Raw genomic sequence first — 17739 nt, 5'->3', positions numbered from 1 at the left:
CGTTCGTCATAACCGATCGAACACTCGCGGGCCATAACTGGGGCATGTGGAATCGAGCCCTCGCGAACCGAATGCTGCTGCTCAACACGCTGGCATTCACAGTGTGTTTTGCGGTCTGGACGATGTACGGCGTGCTCGGCGCGTTCTTAGTCGATAAGCAGATCATCCCTCTTAGCAAAGAGCAGTTGGGTTGGCTGCTGGGTACGCCGGTCCTCACAGGGTCCATCATGCGTCTCCCCGTCGGTCTTCTGACCGACCGTTATGGAGGTAAGTCGGTCTACATTGTGGTTATGCTTCTCGCGACAGCGGGCGTCGCCTCGGTTAGTCTTGCTTCGACGTTTACGCATCTGGTGCTGTCCGGATTGCTCTTCGGGATGAGCGGGGCGGCGTTTGCGGTGGGGATCGCCTACACCTCCGTGTTCTTTCCAAAGGAGCGGCAAGGGACCGCGCTCGGAATCTTCGGCGTTGGCAACGCGGGCTCCGCCTTGACAACCTTGCTTGCCCCGAAAGCACTGGACCGACTCACGGCCGGTGGGACTCAACTGGAAGCCTGGCGCACTCTGCCCTTGATCTATGCAGGTTGTTTGCTCACCATTACGCTGCTGTTCGCCATGTTCACCACCAACCGCGTGGCGGAGGGCGCGAATCAGAGGACTATTCGCACGATGCTTGCGCCGCTCAAGTCCGTCCGCGTCTGGCGATTTGGAGCGTACTATTTTCTCGTATTTGGTGCGTTCGTGGCGTTGGCGCAATGGCTTGTCCCGTACTACCTGAACGTATACGGCATGAGCTTGGCCACGGCGGGTCTCATGGCCAGCATCTTTAGCCTCCCGAGCGGCTTGATCCGAGCGCTTGGGGGCTGGCTGAGTGACAAATTCGGAGCGCGAGCCACGATGTACTGGGTCTTGGCCAGTTGCTGCCTCCTATTCACTCTTGTCATCGCACCTCGCATGGACATCTTGTCCCCTGGCGAGGGGGTCCTCGCTGAGCGAGCGGGTACGGTCACTCTCGTCTCTCCCAGCGAGATCCAAGTTGGGGAGAAAACTTACCCACTGAAACCTGGCAAGGGCCCGACACTAACGCAGACGCTCTCCAACAAGGCATCGAGCCTGTCGGAAGACACCTTGATCCTGCCCAATAGCCACTCATGGCAGGAGCCGGTAGTCGAGGTGAACCAGAGCGTGAAGAAACGTGAGCTCTTGGCCCGGGGGATGACCCATGTGTACTTTCAGGCCAATGTCTGGGTGTTCACAGGTCTGGTGTTCCTGGCGGGAATCATGATGGGCATCGGGAAAGCAGCGGTCTATCGCCATATCCCAGACTACTTTCCCAATGACGTTGGGGTCGTCGGCGGGATCGTGGGAGTGATCGGCGGGCTGGGAGGGTTCGTCTGCCCGATCCTGTTCGGATACTTGCTGAAGCTCACCGGGCTCTGGACTTCCTGCTGGCTGCTCCTCGCTCTCGTGAGCATCATCTGCTTAGTATGGATGCACGTCACCATCCTCCGAATGTCCCGGCAATCTCCAGCGACCGAATGACCGCTCTATTTCGATGATCTGACGGCGAACGCAAGCACGTGTCCATCTAGGTCGAGACTGTAGGCGGCCGTGTCCCCCCAGTCTCGTGGGAGCATCGGGCTTAGCTCAGTGCCCCCTGCCTGCAACGCGCGCTGGTGCATGGTGGCGGCCTGCGAATGAACAAGGTAAAGCTCAGAGCGGGGGAAACCAGCCGGTTGGTGCGGGTCAGGGAGAGCATCGCCCAGCAGTCGGACAATGCCGGTCACGGGCATCAGCCCGAGCACCGCCCCCGAACCCAGCTCGAATTCCGTCATGCCGGGAACGTGCAATCTAGGGGCGTACCCGAGCACTGCCGCATAGAACGCCGTGCTCCGCTCTTGGTCGGCGACATAGAAAATGAAGTGTGCAGCGGCTGAGTTCACCGGTGGCAATGTACCTATCTGCTCGGCCTGAATGGTCGCTTTGTGCGCCGACTATGACAAGGATCATAGCGCGGTCGGGTGGATGAGGCGATGATCTGGTTTGACTAGAGGATCAACCTATGACTACTGAATTAGATTTGCCCAAGACCCAGGATTGGCAGCCCAATGACCCGGCCTTCTGGGAATCGACAGGGAAGCCGATCGCGTGGCGCACACTCTGGATCACGACGTTTTGCTTGCTCCTAAGCTTCTCCACGTGGTTCATGGTCAGCGCCATCGTTGTCAAGCTCTCCGGGATTGGCTTCAAGTTCAGCCCGCAGCAGCTCTTCTGGTTGACTGCGATGCCGGGGCTTGCCGCGGGCACGCTCCGGATTGTCCACACTTTCCTCATTCCAATCTTTGGCACCCGCAAGACCATTAGCATCTCGACGCTGCTGTTGGTCATCCCGTGCATCGGCTGGGGCATCGCGGTGCAGGACCCGAATACCCCCCGCGCCACTTTCATGGTTCTCGCATTCTTGGCCGGATTGGGTGGAGGCAACTTCAGTTCGTTCATGCCCAGTACATCCCTCTTCTTCCCGAAGAGCAAGCTTGGGACCGCGCTCGGGATTCAGGCCGGTATCGGCAACTTCGGTGTGAGTGTCGCCCAGTTTTTGATTCCGGCGATTCTCGGTATCGCCCTTGTCGGGTCTTCTCAAACCCTGACGAATCCTAAGACCGGCGTCACCAGCACGATCCACTTGCAGAACGGCGCGTTCGTTTGGGCCCCGCTTGTCCTGATCGGTGCGATCGTGGCATGGTTTGGACTGCGCGATGTCCCCGTTCAGGCGAGCTTCCGCGAGCAACTTGACATCTTCAAGGAGAAGCACACGTGGGTCATGACATCGCTTTACATCATGACCTTTGGCTCCTTTAGCGGCCTCGCAGCCGCATTTCCTCTGCTGATCAAGCAGCTCTACGGTGGGTTTGAGGGTGGCCCCGACCCGCTCGCCTTCGCGTTCCTCGGCCCCCTGGTGGGAGCGGGTGTTCGCGCCGCGGCGGGTCCAGTGGCGGATAAGGTCGGCGGTGCCAAAGTGACGATGGTCAGCGCCATCGGGTTGCTCGCCTGCAGCCTGGCGATTGTGCCCTTCGCGAACCCAACCTCTATGGCTAGCTGGTCTGGTTTCCTCTGGCTGATGCTGGGAATCTTCTTCTTCAGCGGTATCGGTAACGCCAGTACGTTCAAGCAAATCCCCATGATCTTTCCACCGCGACAGGCAAGCGGCGTGATCGGATGGACCTCGGCGATTGCGGCTTACGGCCCGTTCGTGTTCAGTGTGCTCCTCGGAGCGATCCTGGGCACGGGCAAGAACGCGGCCCCGTTCTTCATGGGTCTTGCCGGGTTCTATGTGTTCAACATCGTGCTCAACTGGTGGTTCTATTCGCGCAAAGGCGCAGAGAAACCTTGCTGAAACTCTGACCCGCGACGGGCCGTTATGACATGGATCATGGCGGCCCGTCGCTTCCGAGGCGACACTCAGATCATGATGGACCAACGCGCGTCGTTGACATTGTTGCCGATGCGCTCGGCACTAACAACCCCTAAGACTGGGACCGACCAGGCGGAGACGCAGGTGTACCGTCCGTTCTTTGTCTGCGGAATCGTCACCGTGCTTACGGTGGGTTGCCTCTTGGGTGCGGTGGCTCTCCTCGGCATTGCTGGGCAAGCGAGCTACACCGCCTCGGTGTGGACTCCGTTCGTCCTCGCCCATGCAAATTCTCAACTCTTTGGATGGGTTGGCTTCTTTGTCATGGGGTTTGCGATGCAGCAACACGGAACGACGCTGGCCAAACGCGATCTGTTTCATCGAGTCGCTTGGTGGGCGCTTGGGACGATGGGCGCGGGAATCGCTCTACGCTTCGCGGCCGAGCCCCTTGCACAGGCCGACCCTGACCGCTGGCGCTGGCTGGGAGTCCTGTCGGCCACCTTGCAACTGGTGGCGGTGCTGCTCTTCTGCTACAACAGCGGCTCCAATCGCTTCCGAACAGGCAAGTCGCTCACCTGGCCGACGACCTTCGTGTTTGGATCGCTGGGATGCTTGCTCCTGGTGTCTGTCGCCGAGCCGCTGGCCTTTGCGCTGAGTCACCAAACCGACAAAGGAGCCTCGATCTCCTTTGTGGCCGAGTGGTTCACACCGTTGCGCGAGGTTCAATTCCTGGGGTTCGTCGCCATGATGATCTTCGGAGTGGCTGCCAGCAAGTTCCCGGGTTGCCTTGGATTCCGGGCTGCCGATCCGCAGTGGGGGCTGACGGCGTTTGGACTTTGGGCGGTGGGGCTGGTCTTGCGCGTCCTCGGATGGAGTTGCTACTTCCGGTCCGGTCTGATGCCTGGTGCCGATTTGTGGTTCCGGATGGGCGGTGCGCTTCTTGCTTTCGGAGCCATCGCAATGTGCGTGTCATTGGGCGTCTTCAGCCCCGTTCGTCATGCGAATCATAGCCAGAAGTTCATCCGGGCCGCGTTTTCGTGGCTGCTTGGGGCAGGCGGGTTACTCCTCTTCGAGCCGTTCCACCTTGCTTCGATGGGTGCGCCGTTCTCACATGCTTACACCGGGGCAATCCGACATGCGGTCACGGTTGGTTTCATCTCGCAGATGATCATTGGGGTCGGCTACCACCTGGTAACGCGAATGCTCATGCGGGACGAACGAAGTGCGCCTGCGCTGTGGAGCGTTTTCATTCTGTTGAACCTGGGGAACGCGGCGCGCGTGATGCTCGAGATCCTGACTGACTTGAATCGTGCGGCTTTCTTGCCGATGGGTTGGACTGGCTTTATCGAACTCACTGGGTTGGCGATCTGGTCGGCGGTGATGCTGCGACTCCTTCTCGGTGGGAAGAAGGCGCTCGCCCAAACGTGTTAGATCCGGAAGGTCAGGCGTTCTAGAATCGGGGGTCCAGGTCCTCACTCGAGACGAGCGATTCGAATTCCTCCGGGGTGTTCACTCCGGTACACCAGGTGGGCCGAATGCCAAGGTTCATGAGCGCTTCCTCGGGAATAGCCAAGGCATTGATTGCGGCGATCCAGTCCATGAGCCGTTCGGACTCGAGTTCCCCCAACGCGCCCCAGGCGGACTGGCGGTAGAGCCCGCACAGCGGTTGAAGCCGTCCCTGGATGGAAGGCACCGCCGCTGCGGCTGCCCCCAGGCAGCCTCGAAGAGCATCACAAACTCTTGCGTCGAACAGCGGGATGTCGCACGAGACGATGAAGACGAGCTCGGTTGAAGGGCGGTATCCGCGAATGGCCGCAAGTGGGCCGGTATTCGGCTGCTCGTCGGGAAGGAAGGCGTATCCTTGCTGGGGGGTCTTTCCGAGGATCGTGGGTTCCCATCCCGCCGTTCGTAGCTGGCGAGCGAGCCGAAGTGCCAGTGGTTCACCTTGAACCAAGAGCGAACTCTTGTCCACACCCATGCGCCGACTGGATCCGCCGGTCAGGAGAATTGCGGACCTAGTTTCGCTTGGTGGGCAAGCACTATGATCGATGTCATGTCTGGGCGCACCAAGCGGCTCCATACTTTTGACTATGGCACGCCTTCCAAAGCGATACGTGCGTTTCTTTGAGGACTTCCCAGACGTGGGCCGGGCTTATGAGGTCTATGGCGAGGCGATCGCCGCAGCGGGCCCGCTGGATGAAAAGACTCGCTGTCTGATCAAACTTGCGATGTCTTTCGGAGCTCGGTTGGAAGGGGGGGCAAAGAGTCATGCGCACAAGGCCCTACAAGCGGGCGCGACGGTGGACGAGTTGCGCCACGCGGCGGTCTTGGCCGCGCCTACTTTAGGCTTTCCGCACATGATGGCCTGCCTTAGCTGGATCGACGCGGTCCTGGAGGAGGAGAAATCGTGACTCAGAGTCCTCCCAAAAATCCAGCGACTCTCGCCGTGACCGGCGGGCTCGTATGCTCGATGGGCCTGCTCGCGGCAGTCTACTTTGGCTCTGGGAAGCTGACCCGGTTCGACTCGCCCCTTGCAGCGTATACGGCGGCGACGATCTTCGCGGCGTTTGCCTTCGCCTACCGTTACCTCATGTGGATTCAGCGACCCGCCACTTGGCGGTACTTTGTCGCTTCATGGAAGCTGTTTGTCCGGCCGAAGAAGCTCCTCCGCAATGTAATGAAGCTGGGTGTGCTTCTGCTCAATAACATCGTTCTGCAAAAGTTCATCGGAAAGCGCAGCCACACCCGCTGGCTCGCTCACATGGGCATGGCCTGGGGTTGCCTCATTGCATTTGCCATCACGTTTCCCCTGAGCTGGGGATGGATCCAGTTCGGGGTCGCGCCCGATGGCTATAACTACCAGGTTGAGTTCATGAGTCTGCCTCAGTTCATATTTGACCCCGGCAGCGTGGTCGGCTGGTTCTTGTTCAATGGACTCAACATCAGCGCGGTGCTGGTTCTGACTGGCATTGGAATCGCCATGCACCGGCGCGTGTTTCAGCATGGGGCGCACGCGGTCCAGTCTATCGAGAACGACCTCATTCCGCTAGTGCTTCTGTTTGCGGTCTCCATCACCGGCCTCATGATCACTGCGAGCTACAAGCTCATGGGCGGCGCACATTTCAGCTTTGTCTCACTGCTCCATGCCTTCTGCGTGATCATTCTGCTTCTGTGGATGCCATTCGGCAAGCTATTCCACGTGATTCAACGTCCCGCACAGCTCGGCGTCGCTTACTACAAGGAAGCGGGCGAAGAAGGCCCGAAGGCAGTCTGTGCTCGCTCGGCGATCGAGTATCAGTCCAAGCTTCATCACGACGACTTGGTTGAGGTCATGAAGGAGGTCGGCGTCGATTTTGGCGAGCATCAAAACCTAGCGCCGGAAATGAAGCGGAAGCTGGTCGCAATCAACCAACTCGCGGCCATGGACGACCGCTCGTTTATCGGCTAGCGAATTAGTGTTTCTCACTGCACCAATATGGAATACCCACGAATCATTCAAGGCGGCATGGGCGTCGCAGTTTCCTCATGGAGACTGGCAAACGCGGTTTCAGCGCACGGGCAACTTGGGGTTGTCAGCGGCACCGCGCTCGATGTCGTCCTGTGTCGAAGGTTGCAGAACGGTGACCCCGGAGGACACCTGCACGCAGCCATGTCGCAATTCCCCATCCCCGAGGTCGCTGAGCGCATTTGGGACCGGTACTTCATCCCCGGGGGTATCGGGACCAACGTGCCCTACAAATCCAAGCCGATCCACTCGCTTCGACCTCCCAAGCTCTTGGAGGAGCTCATGCTTGTCGCGAGCTTTGTGGAAGTCTGGCTGGCGCGGCGGGGGCACTCCGGCCCGGTGGGGATGAACCTGCTTGAGAAAATCCAACTCCCGACGCTACCCACCCTTTATGGAGCGATGCTGGCGGGTGTTAAAGTGATCCTGATGGGAGCGGGTATCCCGCGAGCCATCCCCGGCCTATTGCGAAATCTCGCTCGGGGAGAGCGGGCAGAGCAGAGGCTCGACGTGCTCGGCGGCGAAGCAAAGATTTGTTTCGACCCCAAGAAGTTTGGGTTCGGCGAGCCGTTGCCCCAGCCAAAATTCTTCGGCATCGTGGCCTCCGCATCGTTAGCCCAACTCCTGGCCAAGAAGTGTGATCCCGGCGCGGACGGATTTGTCGTCGAGGGCCCGTCTGCTGGGGGACACAACGCTCCGCCCAGAGGAAGCCTGGTGCTGTCCGAGCGTGGCGAACCGGTGTACTCCGATCGAGACCTAGTGGATCTGGAGAAGTTGCGCGAACTCGGGTTGCCCTTCTGGATGGCGGGGTCTTACGGATCGAACCGCGGGCTGCAGGAAGCCATTGCGCTGGGCGCGCAGGGGGTCCAGGTCGGCACCGCGTTTGCATTTTGTGATGAGTCGGGCTTTGACCCAGATCTCAAGTCTGAAGTACTTCGTCGATGCGTTTCGAACCAGATGGGCGTTTTCACTGACCCGAAGGCCTCGCCGACCGGCTTTCCGTTCAAGGTGGCCTCGGTCCAAGGTTCCCTGTCGGACGCCTCGGTGGCAGCTGCGAGAAATCGGGTGTGCGACCTCGGCTACTTGCGCCAGTGCTACCAAGGCACCGACGGGAAGATCGGGTTTCGGTGTCCTGCTGAACCCGTCGAGGACTACGTGCGGAAGGGGGGCGACCCAGCCGACTGCGAGGGAAGGGTCTGCGTTTGCAACGGGTTGTTGGCGGCGATTGGACTTGGCCAGCAGCGAAGGGACTTTCGAGAGCCGGCGCTCGTCACGGCGGGTGACGATCTGGCGCACCTCAAGCGGTTTCTCGGTCCGAGTAAGACGACTTACACTGCGGCGGACGTGATTGATTCGCTGTTGGGTGATTCTGTGACGGTTTGTTAGGGTGTCGTCGCGTTGGGAGACCTTTCGGTCCCGTACGTTGGTCGGGACGATTTTCTGAGCTCCGTTTAGTACTTGCGCGCGAGCACAAGCAACACTTAGAGCACCCGCCGAAATCTGCAGAATCGCTCACGGTCGCAACACGTACAAGCGACTGAGAATGTGGTTGAAGGTCTATGACGACCCGTCCACGACACCTGCGGTCACTGGCACCGAGGTGGATTCGCCGACCTTGGACCTCCTGAAACTGGGCACGTACACTGCTGGGTCGACGGCTACGAGGGTCGGGAGCAGCCGACCCTCCAGCGTATTACTGCGCTCTGCTTGCTTTCGTCAGCGAGCGATCGGGCGCAGAGAGCCGAGCGCCAGGGCCACCGTCGACGGTTCGGGCACCGGTGTCAGAATGTAGTCGATGGCCACCCCTTGGAACGAACTGCGGCCTACAATGTAGGTGTTGTCGTTTATGTCCTGTGCTCCCGTCAGGAACCAGCCGGAGTTGGGTGCGACCAGTTGCAGAATCGGCCAGTTGCTTGCACCCACTCGATTCGTCAAGCTGACGCCGCAGGGTTTTCGACGTTCAGCAGCGACAGCTTATGCCCTCGGAGGCGTGCACATCCAAGTCGCTGCAGCGGTCCTGGGTAACAGCTCGATAGTGTTGCTTGAGGTCTACGCGCAGTTCCGTCCGGAGTCGCGAGCTGCGGCCGCATCCGCCGCGTTCAAAGACGCCCTGTAACCAGGTGCTTATTCAGGGTACTACCCAAGTGCGATTCTTGAGTCTGGAAGTGCGCTTCTGCGCTTGTTTGAATTCAAAATGGCCATTTCTATGGCGGAGGGAGGGGGATTCGAACCCCCGAGGGCTTGCGCCCCGCCGGTTTTCAAGACCGGTGCATTCAACCACTCTGCCATCCCTCCGTTCGCGATTATACTGTCGCCCATGGACTTACAGATAGCGGGGAAGCACGCGATGGTCGCGGCGGGGAGCAAGGGGATCGGATTTGCCGCCGCGCGGCGGCTGGTCGAGGCCGGTTGCCACGTGAGCTTTTGCGGCCGGACCGAGGAAGTCCTCGCCCGGGCTCAGGCTGAGCTCGGCCCGAATTCGCATGGAACAGTTTGCGATGTCAGCGACCCGGGCTCACTGGAGCACTGGTTCGGCACATCCCGGACCCGGTTCGGCCCGGTCAGCATCCTCGTGACCAACACTGGTGGCCCGAAGCCGGGTCTGGAGGGGAGCCTCACCGATGAAGACTGGCGGCACGGGGTGGACAACGTCCTTCTGAACGTCACCCGCATGGTGGGTCACGCCCGCGCAGATATGGTGGGGGCGAACTGGGGCCGGATCGTCCACGTGACCAGCTTTGTCGCCAAAGAACCCGACCCCATTCTTGCAATCTCTGCGACATTGCGGGCCGGGCTCGTCGCGCTCACGAAGCTGCAGGCGCAGGCACTTGGCCCTCACGGCGTTGCGGTGAACTCCGTTCTGCCGGGGCACACGCTCACCGATCGTCAGCGGCACTTGGCGGAGGTGAATAGCGAGCGGCTGGGGATCAGCTACGAGGAGGCGCTTGGGCGGCAGGCGATGCACAGCCCAATGGCCCGTTTCGGGGATCCCGACGAATTGGGGGCGGTGATCGCGTTTCTGTGTAGCGTCCCAGCGGGGTACGTGAGCGGCGTGAGCTTGGCGGTGGACGGCGCGGCCAGTCGCGGTATCTAGCTGAGCTCGTCCAATCTCTGCTGCGCGTCGCGGTATTCCTTGCTTCCAGGAACGGCGGCGGCTCTCGCCTTGTAGTAGTAGCTTCGGCGCTGCTGGTTGTCGCCACCCGACGATTCGGCCAGCTGCAGGTACGTTTGGGCGGACAGGGCCCCCACGCGTTTTGCCTGCTGAGAGTTGAGCGCGCGGTCTTTAGCGAGGCTGAAATTTTCGGCGGCTTGTTCGTACACCCTGCGGGCTTGTGAGGAATCGTTCAGCCGATTCGCAATTGTCATGTAGAGGTTGCCGAGCGCTTCGTACCGGTCGGCGTTGTCCGGGTCGGTATCAATCGCTTCCTTCAAATAGTCTTCGGCGGATGCATATTGTCCTCGGGCGACGAGATCTTGCGCCTTGGCGGTGAGGTCGTCAGCCAGCCGTCGGTTCTCCTCGGCTCTGGCCCCGTTGCTTTGGAGATCGGGGACGGCCGCTTGGCGCTCTCTGATTCGCTTGTCTACAGGCTGGCCCTCGGTGGCGTTGTCGAGATTTGTTTGAGTTCCGGCATCGGTCCTCCGGTGCTGCATCTCGGTGGCGACCTCGCTGAACCGCACAATGGCTACGTACAGCAGTGCCAAGAACGTCCCCACGACTGCGATGGTGGAGAACAAGCGAACGAAGAAGAGGCGCGTCGCCGGGGACATGAGCGGACCTCGCGGGGGCGGCGGATGGTAAATCGGGATGTGCGCGTACGGACTGGGGATCGGGACCTGGCCCGGTGCCTGGGGAGGATAGGGCTGCGGGTACGGTTGAGGATAAGGCTGGGGGTACGGCTGCTGCTGAGGGTAGGGCGTACCGTAGGGCGCGGATGCGACGTTTAGATACGGGTACGTCGGTGCCGGTGGGGCGGCTCCGTAGGGAGCGATCAAAGGCGGCGGACCTGAACTCGTCTTGGTCGTGGTCGGGCCAGCGGTTATTTGCTGGAGGGCATCGCGCAGCGCCTCTGCAAACTCTTTAGCGGTCGAGTAGCGCATGGCCGGGGACTTGTCGAGCACGCGCTGCAGGACTTGCCACACCGCAAAGCCCACTTGAGGAGGCTGGCTTGCGGGGGTATTCATGATCGCGTACGTGATGCTGACGACGCTGTCGCCGGTGAAAGGCTTGTGCCCGGCCAGCATCTCGTAAAGCACGACGCCCAGGCTGAAGAGGTCGCTCCGCGCATCGATCTCCTTACCCACCACCTGTTCAGGCGACATGTAGCTGGGGGTCCCGAAGACCTGCCCGTCCATGGTGAGGTTCGGCTCGAACGTCAGGCGTGCGATCCCAAAGTCGGTCAGTTTGACCGTGCCATTCTCCAGGATCTGGATGTTCTCCGGCTTGATGTCGCGGTGGACGACGCCGTGCGAGTGAGCAAAATCGAGCGCCATGAGCACATCCATGGCGATCTCAAGGGCGCGGGCCTCCGGCAAGAAGCCGCGCGTGTCAATCTCGTTGCGCAGCGTGTGGCCATCGAGATACTCCATGGCCATGAAGGTGTGTCCAGAGTCCTCGCCGAACTCGTAGATCGTCACGATGTTTGGGTGAGAAAGCGAACCGGCGGCCTTGACTTCACGCTCGAATCGCCGCTGGCGGTCTTCTTGCTGCTGGGGAGTGGACCCTTTTGGGAAGGTGAGTTCCTTGACCGCCACGCGCCGGTTGAGGACAGCATCGTACGCCTCGTAGACGATGTCGTTCGAGCGCGCGATCTCTCGGATGATTTGGTACTTTCCGAGTGTGGAGGGAGGGTTCGAACTCATGCAGATGCCTACTCTATTGTAGGTGACGGAATCCGCCGCGAATAGGTTTTGGCAACGTTAGGTGAACTCAGCCGGTTCGGCCCTCACAGTATTCGACAAGCGCTCCAAAGATGAGGTCCCAACCTTCTTTGAATTCGCTCTCAGATCGGGCTGCTCCGACACCGGCATCGGTCACCTTCAGCTTGCAGCCCTTTGGGTCAGCGAGGAACTCGAGCGTGAGCATGAGCTGTGCTGGGCCGCCAAACCTTGGGCTCACATCGCCGCGTAACTCGACACGAGTGGGCTCGGAGATCGAGATGACCGAGTACCACAGTGTCCCCTGCGCGTTGCCCGAATCCTCGTACAGTTTTCCGCCGAGGCACGGTTCCAGCACCATTTCGAGCGTCTCATCGCTCGAGAACGCATCGCGCGGCCACCAAGCGCTCAGCTCGAACATGAAGGCTTGCCACGCCCGCTCGATGGTGGCACCGAGCGTGTATTCAAACTCGAACTTTTGGACTATGGCGGCCGAATCGGACATGCACCTAAGTGTATCTCAGGATCACGGCATCGCCTGGCCCTGGGCAGCAACCAGGAGGCGATACCAGTCCTCGCGGCTCAGGTCCACATCAAGCGCAGTCGTTGCATCGCGGATATGGTCGGGGTTGGTTGAGCCGATGAGGGGGACGCTGTTGCTGGGGTGGCGCAAGAGCCAGGCGATGGCAATGACTTCCGGCGTGACCGAGTGCTCCTGCGCGAGCTCATCCATGAGCTTCGCGAGGGTTTCATTGCCCCGATTGTCCATGCGTCCTCCGCCGAGTGGTCCCCAAGCAAGAGGCGTTAACCCGAGTGCCAGACACTGGTCAAGGGTGCCATCGAAGAGCGGTTCGCGATGGACCAGGCTCACTTCGATCTGGTGCACGACGAACGGGATGTGATCAGCTAGGTCGCCCAGGAGAGCGAGCGTGCTCGGTTTGAAATTGCTCACACCGAAGGTGCGGATCTTTCCCGCTCGGTGCAGCTGGGTAATGGCTTCCATCACCTCGTCGGGATCCATCAGGAGGTCCGGGCGATGGAGCTGGTAGAGGTCGATGCGCTCAACCCCGAGTCGCTTCAGACTGAGATCGCAAGACTCCAGGATGTGCGGGGCAGAGAAGTCGTAGCGACCCACGTCGATCGCGCGGGGAGTCTGGGCAAACCGTATGCCGCACTTGGTGGCGATAACGGCTGCAGACCTAAGCTCGGCCGACTCCCGAAGAGCTTCGCCGAAAATCTCCTCGCAAACGCCTCGGGCGTAGATGTCTGCGTGATCGAAGAGGGTGTAGCCGCAGTCCAACGCGGCGAAGAGCGCTTTCTTGCCCTTCTCGCGGTGGTCGGCAGTGACCTGTTTTGGGTCCCACAGCGTAGAGATGCGCATGCATCCGTAAGCGAGACGAGAGACTTGGATGTCGGAGTTACCGAGCGCGACTTTTCGCATGTACTAGGGTTACCCCATAAACGAAAAGGTCCCCAGCCACCGGCGCTGGGGGTCTTTTCGCTTGTAGGATAAGAATGGTTGTGTCATTTTTAGCCACGAAGCAGTGACAGAACTGCTTGAGGAGCCTGGTTCGCCTGGGCGAGGACCGCGAGGCCGCTCTGTTGCAGAATCTGGAGCTTCGTGAACTGGGTCATTTCTTCCGCGACGTCCGTGTCTCGGATCGAGCTTTCGGTGGCCGTGATGTTTTCCTTTGCCACGCTGAGGGCTCGAACGTTCGACTCAAGCACGTTGCGCTGGAAGTTACCGATTCGACCTCGCTGCGCCGCGACCGTCTCGATGGCGGCATCAATCGAGTTCATCGCTGAGGCGGCGCCGGAAGCGGTCATGATGTCCAGGTTGTTGACGGCCAGAGCAGACGTGTTCATGCTGTTCAGCGAGAGGCTGACGGTCTGACCCACGTTGCCACCAACTTGGAACTGAGCGTTGCCAGCGGTCATCGAGATGACGTTCGTCACGGCAGCACCGTCGGTCGCGGCGGTGCCAGCTTCCGTGAGCTTGATGACGTTGCCGAAGCTGTCCTTGAACGTTCGGCCGTCTGTACCCTGAGCCGTGATGGCGATCGCCGTACCACCGTTGTAGGTGAAGGAAGCGACCGCATCGACACCTGCCGTACCCGAGCCGAGTGTTCGAGTGCCTGCCGCAGCGTAGCCGAGACCTGCCGTGTCGTTCACGATCTGGATCGAGTTGCTGTCGGTGCCTGCCTTGGTCGATGTGAAGACGAAGTTGTTACCACCGTTGACAGTGACGACGACTCCGGTATCGCCCGATCGAGCATTCATTGCATCGAGAACCTGCTGACGAGTCATGTCGGCCGAGACTGCGAAGCCGATGCCGTTGATCGAGAGCTTGCCGTTGAGACCCAAGGCACCCGACGCAGCCATGACCGAGCCGCCGGTGACCGTCGCCTTGACCGCGGCGGTGGTGACCTGAACGTCGAAGTTTGCACTAGTGTTTACGGCAACGTTCGAGGCGGTCGTACCAAACGTCGGACCAATGGATGCGATTTCGATCTTCGTTTTGTTGACGACGGTGGCGTTGACGCCAGCGCTACCATCGAGGAGTCGCTTCTGACCGAATTGAGTCTGGCTCGAGATACGGTCGATGGATGACAGGATCGAGGTGAGCTGGTTCTGGTTCGCCTGCTTTTGGCTGGCGCTGAGCGTAGCGTCGTTGCCGTTGGCAAGGACGAGCGATCGAGCGTCTCGCAAGAGCTGGCTGACTTCGTTCAGCGCGCCTTCTGCGGTCTTGGCGTAGTTGATTGCGTCCTGGTTGTTCTTCAGCGCCTGGCTGAGGCCGGTGATCTGAGCGCGGAAGCCTTCCGAAATCTGCAGTCCTGCAGGATCGTCGGCACCCGTATTGATTCGCATACCGGTCGAGAGCTTGGTTACCGAGCTGCTGAAGCTTGCGTTGGTCGTGCCCAGATTGCGCAGGGCGTTCATTGCCATCAAGTTAGTGTTTACGCGAAAAGACATGTTGGTATTCCTCCGTGATTGCTTGGAACCCTGGGACCTTGCGCTTTGCCTTCCGTGGCGGGCGCCCCATGCGGTTCCGAGGGTCTTCTTCCAGGTATTTGCACGTGGAATGCTGGTAAAAATACCTGTATTCAGTGAAATTGCCGGGTTTAGTCGTTTCGGGTGAAGGTGCTTAGTTTGCGCTCGGCGATATGTGGAAGCGGGCCGAGCCGGGGTATGAAGTGACTATGTCGCTGGTCGGCCGGGTGGGACGGAGGAGCTTTCGGGCGCGGTTTGCGCTGTCCGTGCTTTACGTGTGCCTGTCCCTGGGTGCGGCGACGACCCTGTTTCCGTTCTTGTTGATGATCTCCACAGGTCTCAAAGGGCCGACGGACCAGAACGACAACAAGCTTGTCCCCGCTTACTTCGGCACGATGGGGCTGGACCAGACCAATTGGACCAAGCCAGATACTTCGCTGCTGGGGAAGTACCTGGACGACAAGTATCAGGGCGATCCCAGTGCGATTCAATCGACCCGCATCGGAGCGAAGGCCAGCTCGGAGACGGTGCGTGCGTATGAAGAGTTCCTCGCCAAACTCCCTGAAGATTTGTGGATGGCAGGGTTTCGCCAAGCGGGTGGACAAGTCACGAGCAAGGTGACGATGCGCTACCAGTCTTGGGTGCGAGACCGCTACAAGGACATCCAAACGTTGAACGAGGCATACACCGAGGAGAATCTGGCGTTCAACACGGTGCCGCCTCCCGGTGAACTTTTGGACCGCCGGGCGTGGGTCGTTTCGGACGGCGTGAAGTACCGAGACTACGTGGAATTCAAGCGGTCGCTGCCCGTGGAGTATCGGATCCCGGTGCGGCCGACGCGCATTTGGCAGCAGTTCATGAGCGGCAAGTTCGAGGGACAGTTTGCGCGTGTGCCTGCCGCCGAGCGGGGAATCGCAACGAAGTTCGAAGAGCTTCAGCTCCCCAAGAGTGGCGCGCTGCTCGCTGAGTTTGTCGCGACCCGCATGCCTCCGAAGCTGCTGAAGGATAACGCCGAGACACGCTGGGCTGCGCTGGGGTTGGGGGAAATGCCGATTGACGCGTACGAGCGCGGGTTTGTGGCTGCCAATGCATCGGCGCTGAAGAACGAGTTTGCTGGTCGGAACTTCCGCTACGTCATCGACTACGTCCTGCTCAATGGGCGGGCGGTTCTGAACACAGTTCTGTTCTGCGCCTTTGTGATCTTGGCGCAGCTGACGGTGAATCCCCTCGCGGCCTACGCGATCTCACGCTATCCGGTCCGCGCGACCTCGAAGATTCTCATCTTCTTACTCGCCACAATGGCGTTCCCTGCCGAAGTCGCGATGATTCCGTCGTTCCTGATGCTCAAGCAGTTCGGGATGCTCAACACGTTTTGGGCGCTCGTCTTGCCGACGGCAGCGTCGGGGTACATGATCTACCTCTTGAAGGGGTTCTTTGACTCGCTCCCGCAGGAGCTCTTCGAGAGTGGCCAGATCGACGGCGCGAAGGAACTGACAATGTTGTGGAAGATCGCGCTACCACTGTCGCGACCGGTACTCGGCTACCTCGCGTTGCTCGCCTTCATGCACGCATATGGTGCCTTTATCTTCGCATTCTTGATCGCTCAGGATCGCAAGATGTGGACACTGATGGTCTCGATGTATCAACTCCAGCTCGTCGCGCCCAAAGCCGTCGTGATGGCAGGTTTGACGTTGACTGCGTTGCCCACACTGATTGTTTTCCTTCTGGCCCAACGGGTGATCATGCGCGGCATTGTCCTCCCCGGCGAGCGCTGAGCCGTTCGGCTCAGAATAGAGGGATGGAAGAGAAGCTGCGTTGGGCGATTCTCGGCACCGGGGCGATCGCGAAGAAGTTTGCCGAAGGGCTTGCGATGGGGCAATCGGGCGAGTTAGTCGCGGTCGGCTCCCGCAGCATGGACACGGCCACGGCATTCAGCAGCGAATTCGGTGGCGATGCCGTCGAGGGTTACGCCGCGGTCTTGGACCGCTCCGACGTGGACATCGTCTACATCTCGCTGCCGCACCATCTGCACGCCGAGTGGACCCAAAAGGCAGCGCAAGCAGGCAAGCACATCCTGTGCGAGAAGCCTTTCACCTTGACTCTGGCTGAAGCTCGCGCGAGCCTGGAGGCCGTCAAAGCGGCGGACGTTTTCTTCATGGAAGCGTTTATGTACCGCTGCCACCCGCAGATGATTACACTGCGGGAGTTGTTGAACGAGGGGGTCATCGGCAAGCCGATCATGGCGCATGCCGAGTTTGGCGGCGTTACCGGTCGTCCCGGGCATCACTTCAGGATCGACGGCTCGCTGGGAGGCGGGGCGCTCATGGATGTCGGGTGCTATACGGTGAGCATGCTCCGGTGGATAGCGGGCGAAGAGCCCAACAAGATCGCCTACGCCGCGAACATGGGTGACGGTGACTACGATCGGGACGGCGTCGGTCAGTTGATTTTCCCCAGCGGCTTTCGCGCCACGTTTGGTTGCTCGATCCACTGTCGGCTGGAGAATGTGCTCCGGGTGTACGGAGAGAAGGCGATCTTAACCGTCACGTCTCCATGGTTCTGCAATGGCGGGATCTACGTACAGCTCGATGGGCAGGCACCAGAGCCGATCAAGTTCAAGACCGTGCCGCATTTGTGGGGACACCAAGCCGATCTCGTCCGCGCATACCTCCCGAAGCGTCAGGCTCCGACGATGACTTGGCAGGACACCCTCGGAAATGCGCGCACGCTGGACGGTCTGGCCCGGAGCGCTGGACTCAAGTTTGTCCCGTAAGCCCGCACGGGTGCGGGGGACTCTCGTAAGTTCACGCGCGTAATTGTGGTGGATTCATATCGGGGCCCTCTCTTCCCGGTAAGAACTCGTTGACTCGCCCCCCACCGAAGGGGAAGAAAGCTCTCGTTGGTGCAACTCCCCAAGTTGCCCAATGAACCAAAACCCCAATAGCATGAGTCCACCACCCCCATGG

17 protein-coding genes and 1 tRNA gene are annotated in these 17739 nt (G+C 60.2%); 10 read left to right on the top strand and 8 right to left on the bottom strand.

Translation table 11 applies throughout. The features are described from left to right. The first annotated feature begins 44 nt into the window (after window positions 1–44). Window positions 45–1538 carry a NarK/NasA family nitrate transporter gene (locus JNM85_09305; GenBank protein MBL8088247.1) on the top strand — a complete coding sequence of 498 codons (1494 nt, stop codon included), beginning with the start codon at window positions 45–47 and terminating at the stop codon, window positions 1536–1538. A gap of 5 nt (window positions 1539–1543) precedes the next feature. On the opposite strand, the gene JNM85_09300 is transcribed toward JNM85_09305, so the two are convergent. Beyond that, window positions 1544–1939 carry a hypothetical protein gene (locus JNM85_09300; protein MBL8088246.1) on the bottom strand — a complete coding sequence of 132 codons (396 nt, stop codon included), beginning with the start codon at window positions 1937–1939 and terminating at the stop codon, window positions 1544–1546. A 119-nt stretch (window positions 1940–2058) separates the two neighbouring features. Between JNM85_09300 and JNM85_09295 the strand changes: the two genes are divergently transcribed. Together JNM85_09295 and JNM85_09290 are read left to right on the top strand one after the other, a co-directional pair. After that, a complete protein-coding gene (locus tag JNM85_09295; GenBank protein ID MBL8088245.1) occupies window positions 2059–3390 on the top strand; it encodes a NarK/NasA family nitrate transporter in 1332 nt (443 codons plus the stop codon). A 36-nt stretch (window positions 3391–3426) separates the two neighbouring features. Then, window positions 3427–4836, top strand: a complete 1410-nt coding sequence (locus JNM85_09290; protein ID MBL8088244.1) for a hypothetical protein — start codon at window positions 3427–3429, stop codon at window positions 4834–4836. A gap of 19 nt (window positions 4837–4855) precedes the next feature. Here the strand turns inward: JNM85_09290 and JNM85_09285 are convergent, their stop codons facing one another. Beyond that, window positions 4856–5383 carry an NTP transferase domain-containing protein gene (locus JNM85_09285; GenBank protein MBL8088243.1) on the bottom strand — a complete coding sequence of 176 codons (528 nt, stop codon included), beginning with the start codon at window positions 5381–5383 and terminating at the stop codon, window positions 4856–4858. 112 nt (window positions 5384–5495) lie between these two features. Between JNM85_09285 and JNM85_09280 the strand changes: the two genes are divergently transcribed. The 3 genes from JNM85_09280 to JNM85_09270 are packed head-to-tail and all read left to right on the top strand — an operon-like array spanning window position 5496 to window position 8293. After that, window positions 5496–5816 (top strand): carboxymuconolactone decarboxylase family protein, encoded by a 321-nt coding sequence (locus JNM85_09280; protein ID MBL8088242.1) that lies wholly within the window; start codon window positions 5496–5498, stop codon window positions 5814–5816. Further along, window positions 5813–6853: a hypothetical protein gene (locus JNM85_09275; GenBank protein ID MBL8088241.1), complete on the top strand. Its 1041-nt coding sequence runs from the start codon at window positions 5813–5815 to the stop codon at window positions 6851–6853. The genes JNM85_09280 and JNM85_09275 overlap by 4 nt, the downstream gene beginning before the upstream one ends. Before the next feature lie 27 nt (window positions 6854–6880). Beyond that, window positions 6881–8293, top strand: a complete 1413-nt coding sequence (locus JNM85_09270) for a nitronate monooxygenase (protein MBL8088240.1) — start codon at window positions 6881–6883, stop codon at window positions 8291–8293. Window positions 8294–8623: 330 nt separating this feature from the next. On the opposite strand, the gene JNM85_09265 is transcribed toward JNM85_09270, so the two are convergent. Continuing rightward, window positions 8624–8830, bottom strand: a complete 207-nt coding sequence (locus JNM85_09265; GenBank protein ID MBL8088239.1) for a hypothetical protein — start codon at window positions 8828–8830, stop codon at window positions 8624–8626. Between JNM85_09265 and JNM85_09260 the strand changes: the two genes are divergently transcribed. Continuing rightward, the gene (locus JNM85_09260) at window positions 8817–9023 is read left to right on the top strand and encodes a site-specific integrase (protein ID MBL8088238.1); all 207 of its coding nucleotides are present in this window, start codon (window positions 8817–8819) and stop codon (window positions 9021–9023) included. The genes JNM85_09265 and JNM85_09260 overlap by 14 nt on opposite strands. A 91-nt stretch (window positions 9024–9114) precedes the next feature. On the opposite strand, the gene JNM85_09255 is transcribed toward JNM85_09260, so the two are convergent. After that, a tRNA-Ser gene (locus JNM85_09255) sits at window positions 9115–9202 on the bottom strand. A gap of 22 nt (window positions 9203–9224) precedes the next feature. On the opposite strand from JNM85_09255, the gene JNM85_09250 reads away from it, so the two are divergent. After that, on the top strand, window positions 9225–10001 hold the full coding sequence (locus tag JNM85_09250; GenBank protein ID MBL8088237.1) for an SDR family oxidoreductase: 777 nt from the start codon (window positions 9225–9227) through the stop codon (window positions 9999–10001). On the opposite strand, the gene JNM85_09245 is transcribed toward JNM85_09250, so the two are convergent. From JNM85_09245 to JNM85_09230, 4 genes are all read right to left on the bottom strand, one after another. Next, window positions 9998–11767: a protein kinase gene (locus tag JNM85_09245; protein ID MBL8088236.1), complete on the bottom strand. Its 1770-nt coding sequence runs from the start codon at window positions 11765–11767 to the stop codon at window positions 9998–10000. The genes JNM85_09250 and JNM85_09245 overlap by 4 nt on opposite strands. A 67-nt stretch (window positions 11768–11834) precedes the next feature. Beyond that, entirely contained in the window at window positions 11835–12287 is a 453-nt protein-coding gene (locus JNM85_09240; GenBank protein ID MBL8088235.1) for an SRPBCC domain-containing protein, read from the bottom strand. A gap of 21 nt (window positions 12288–12308) precedes the next feature. Then, a complete protein-coding gene (locus JNM85_09235) occupies window positions 12309–13223 on the bottom strand; it encodes an aldo/keto reductase (protein ID MBL8088234.1) in 915 nt (304 codons plus the stop codon). 89 nt (window positions 13224–13312) lie between these two features. Then, complete coding sequence (locus tag JNM85_09230) at window positions 13313–14755, bottom strand: hypothetical protein (GenBank protein MBL8088233.1); 1443 nt, start codon at window positions 14753–14755, stop codon at window positions 13313–13315. Window positions 14756–14982: 227 nt separating this feature from the next. Between JNM85_09230 and JNM85_09225 the strand changes: the two genes are divergently transcribed. Both JNM85_09225 and JNM85_09220 read left to right on the top strand, forming a co-directional pair. Then, entirely contained in the window at window positions 14983–16548 is a 1566-nt protein-coding gene (locus tag JNM85_09225; protein MBL8088232.1) for a carbohydrate ABC transporter permease, read from the top strand. 23 nt (window positions 16549–16571) lie between these two features. After that, the gene (locus JNM85_09220) at window positions 16572–17546 is read left to right on the top strand and encodes a Gfo/Idh/MocA family oxidoreductase (GenBank protein MBL8088231.1); all 975 of its coding nucleotides are present in this window, start codon (window positions 16572–16574) and stop codon (window positions 17544–17546) included. Window positions 17547–17739: the final 193 nt, after the last annotated feature.

Origin of the sequence: Chthonomonas sp., from assembly GCA_016788115.1 — a bacterium.
In the GTDB taxonomy this organism is placed as follows: domain Bacteria; phylum Armatimonadota; class Fimbriimonadia; order Fimbriimonadales; family Fimbriimonadaceae; genus UBA2391.
The sequence above is the reverse complement of the archived record's forward strand: the minus strand, read 5'-3'. Positions and strand labels throughout refer to the sequence as shown.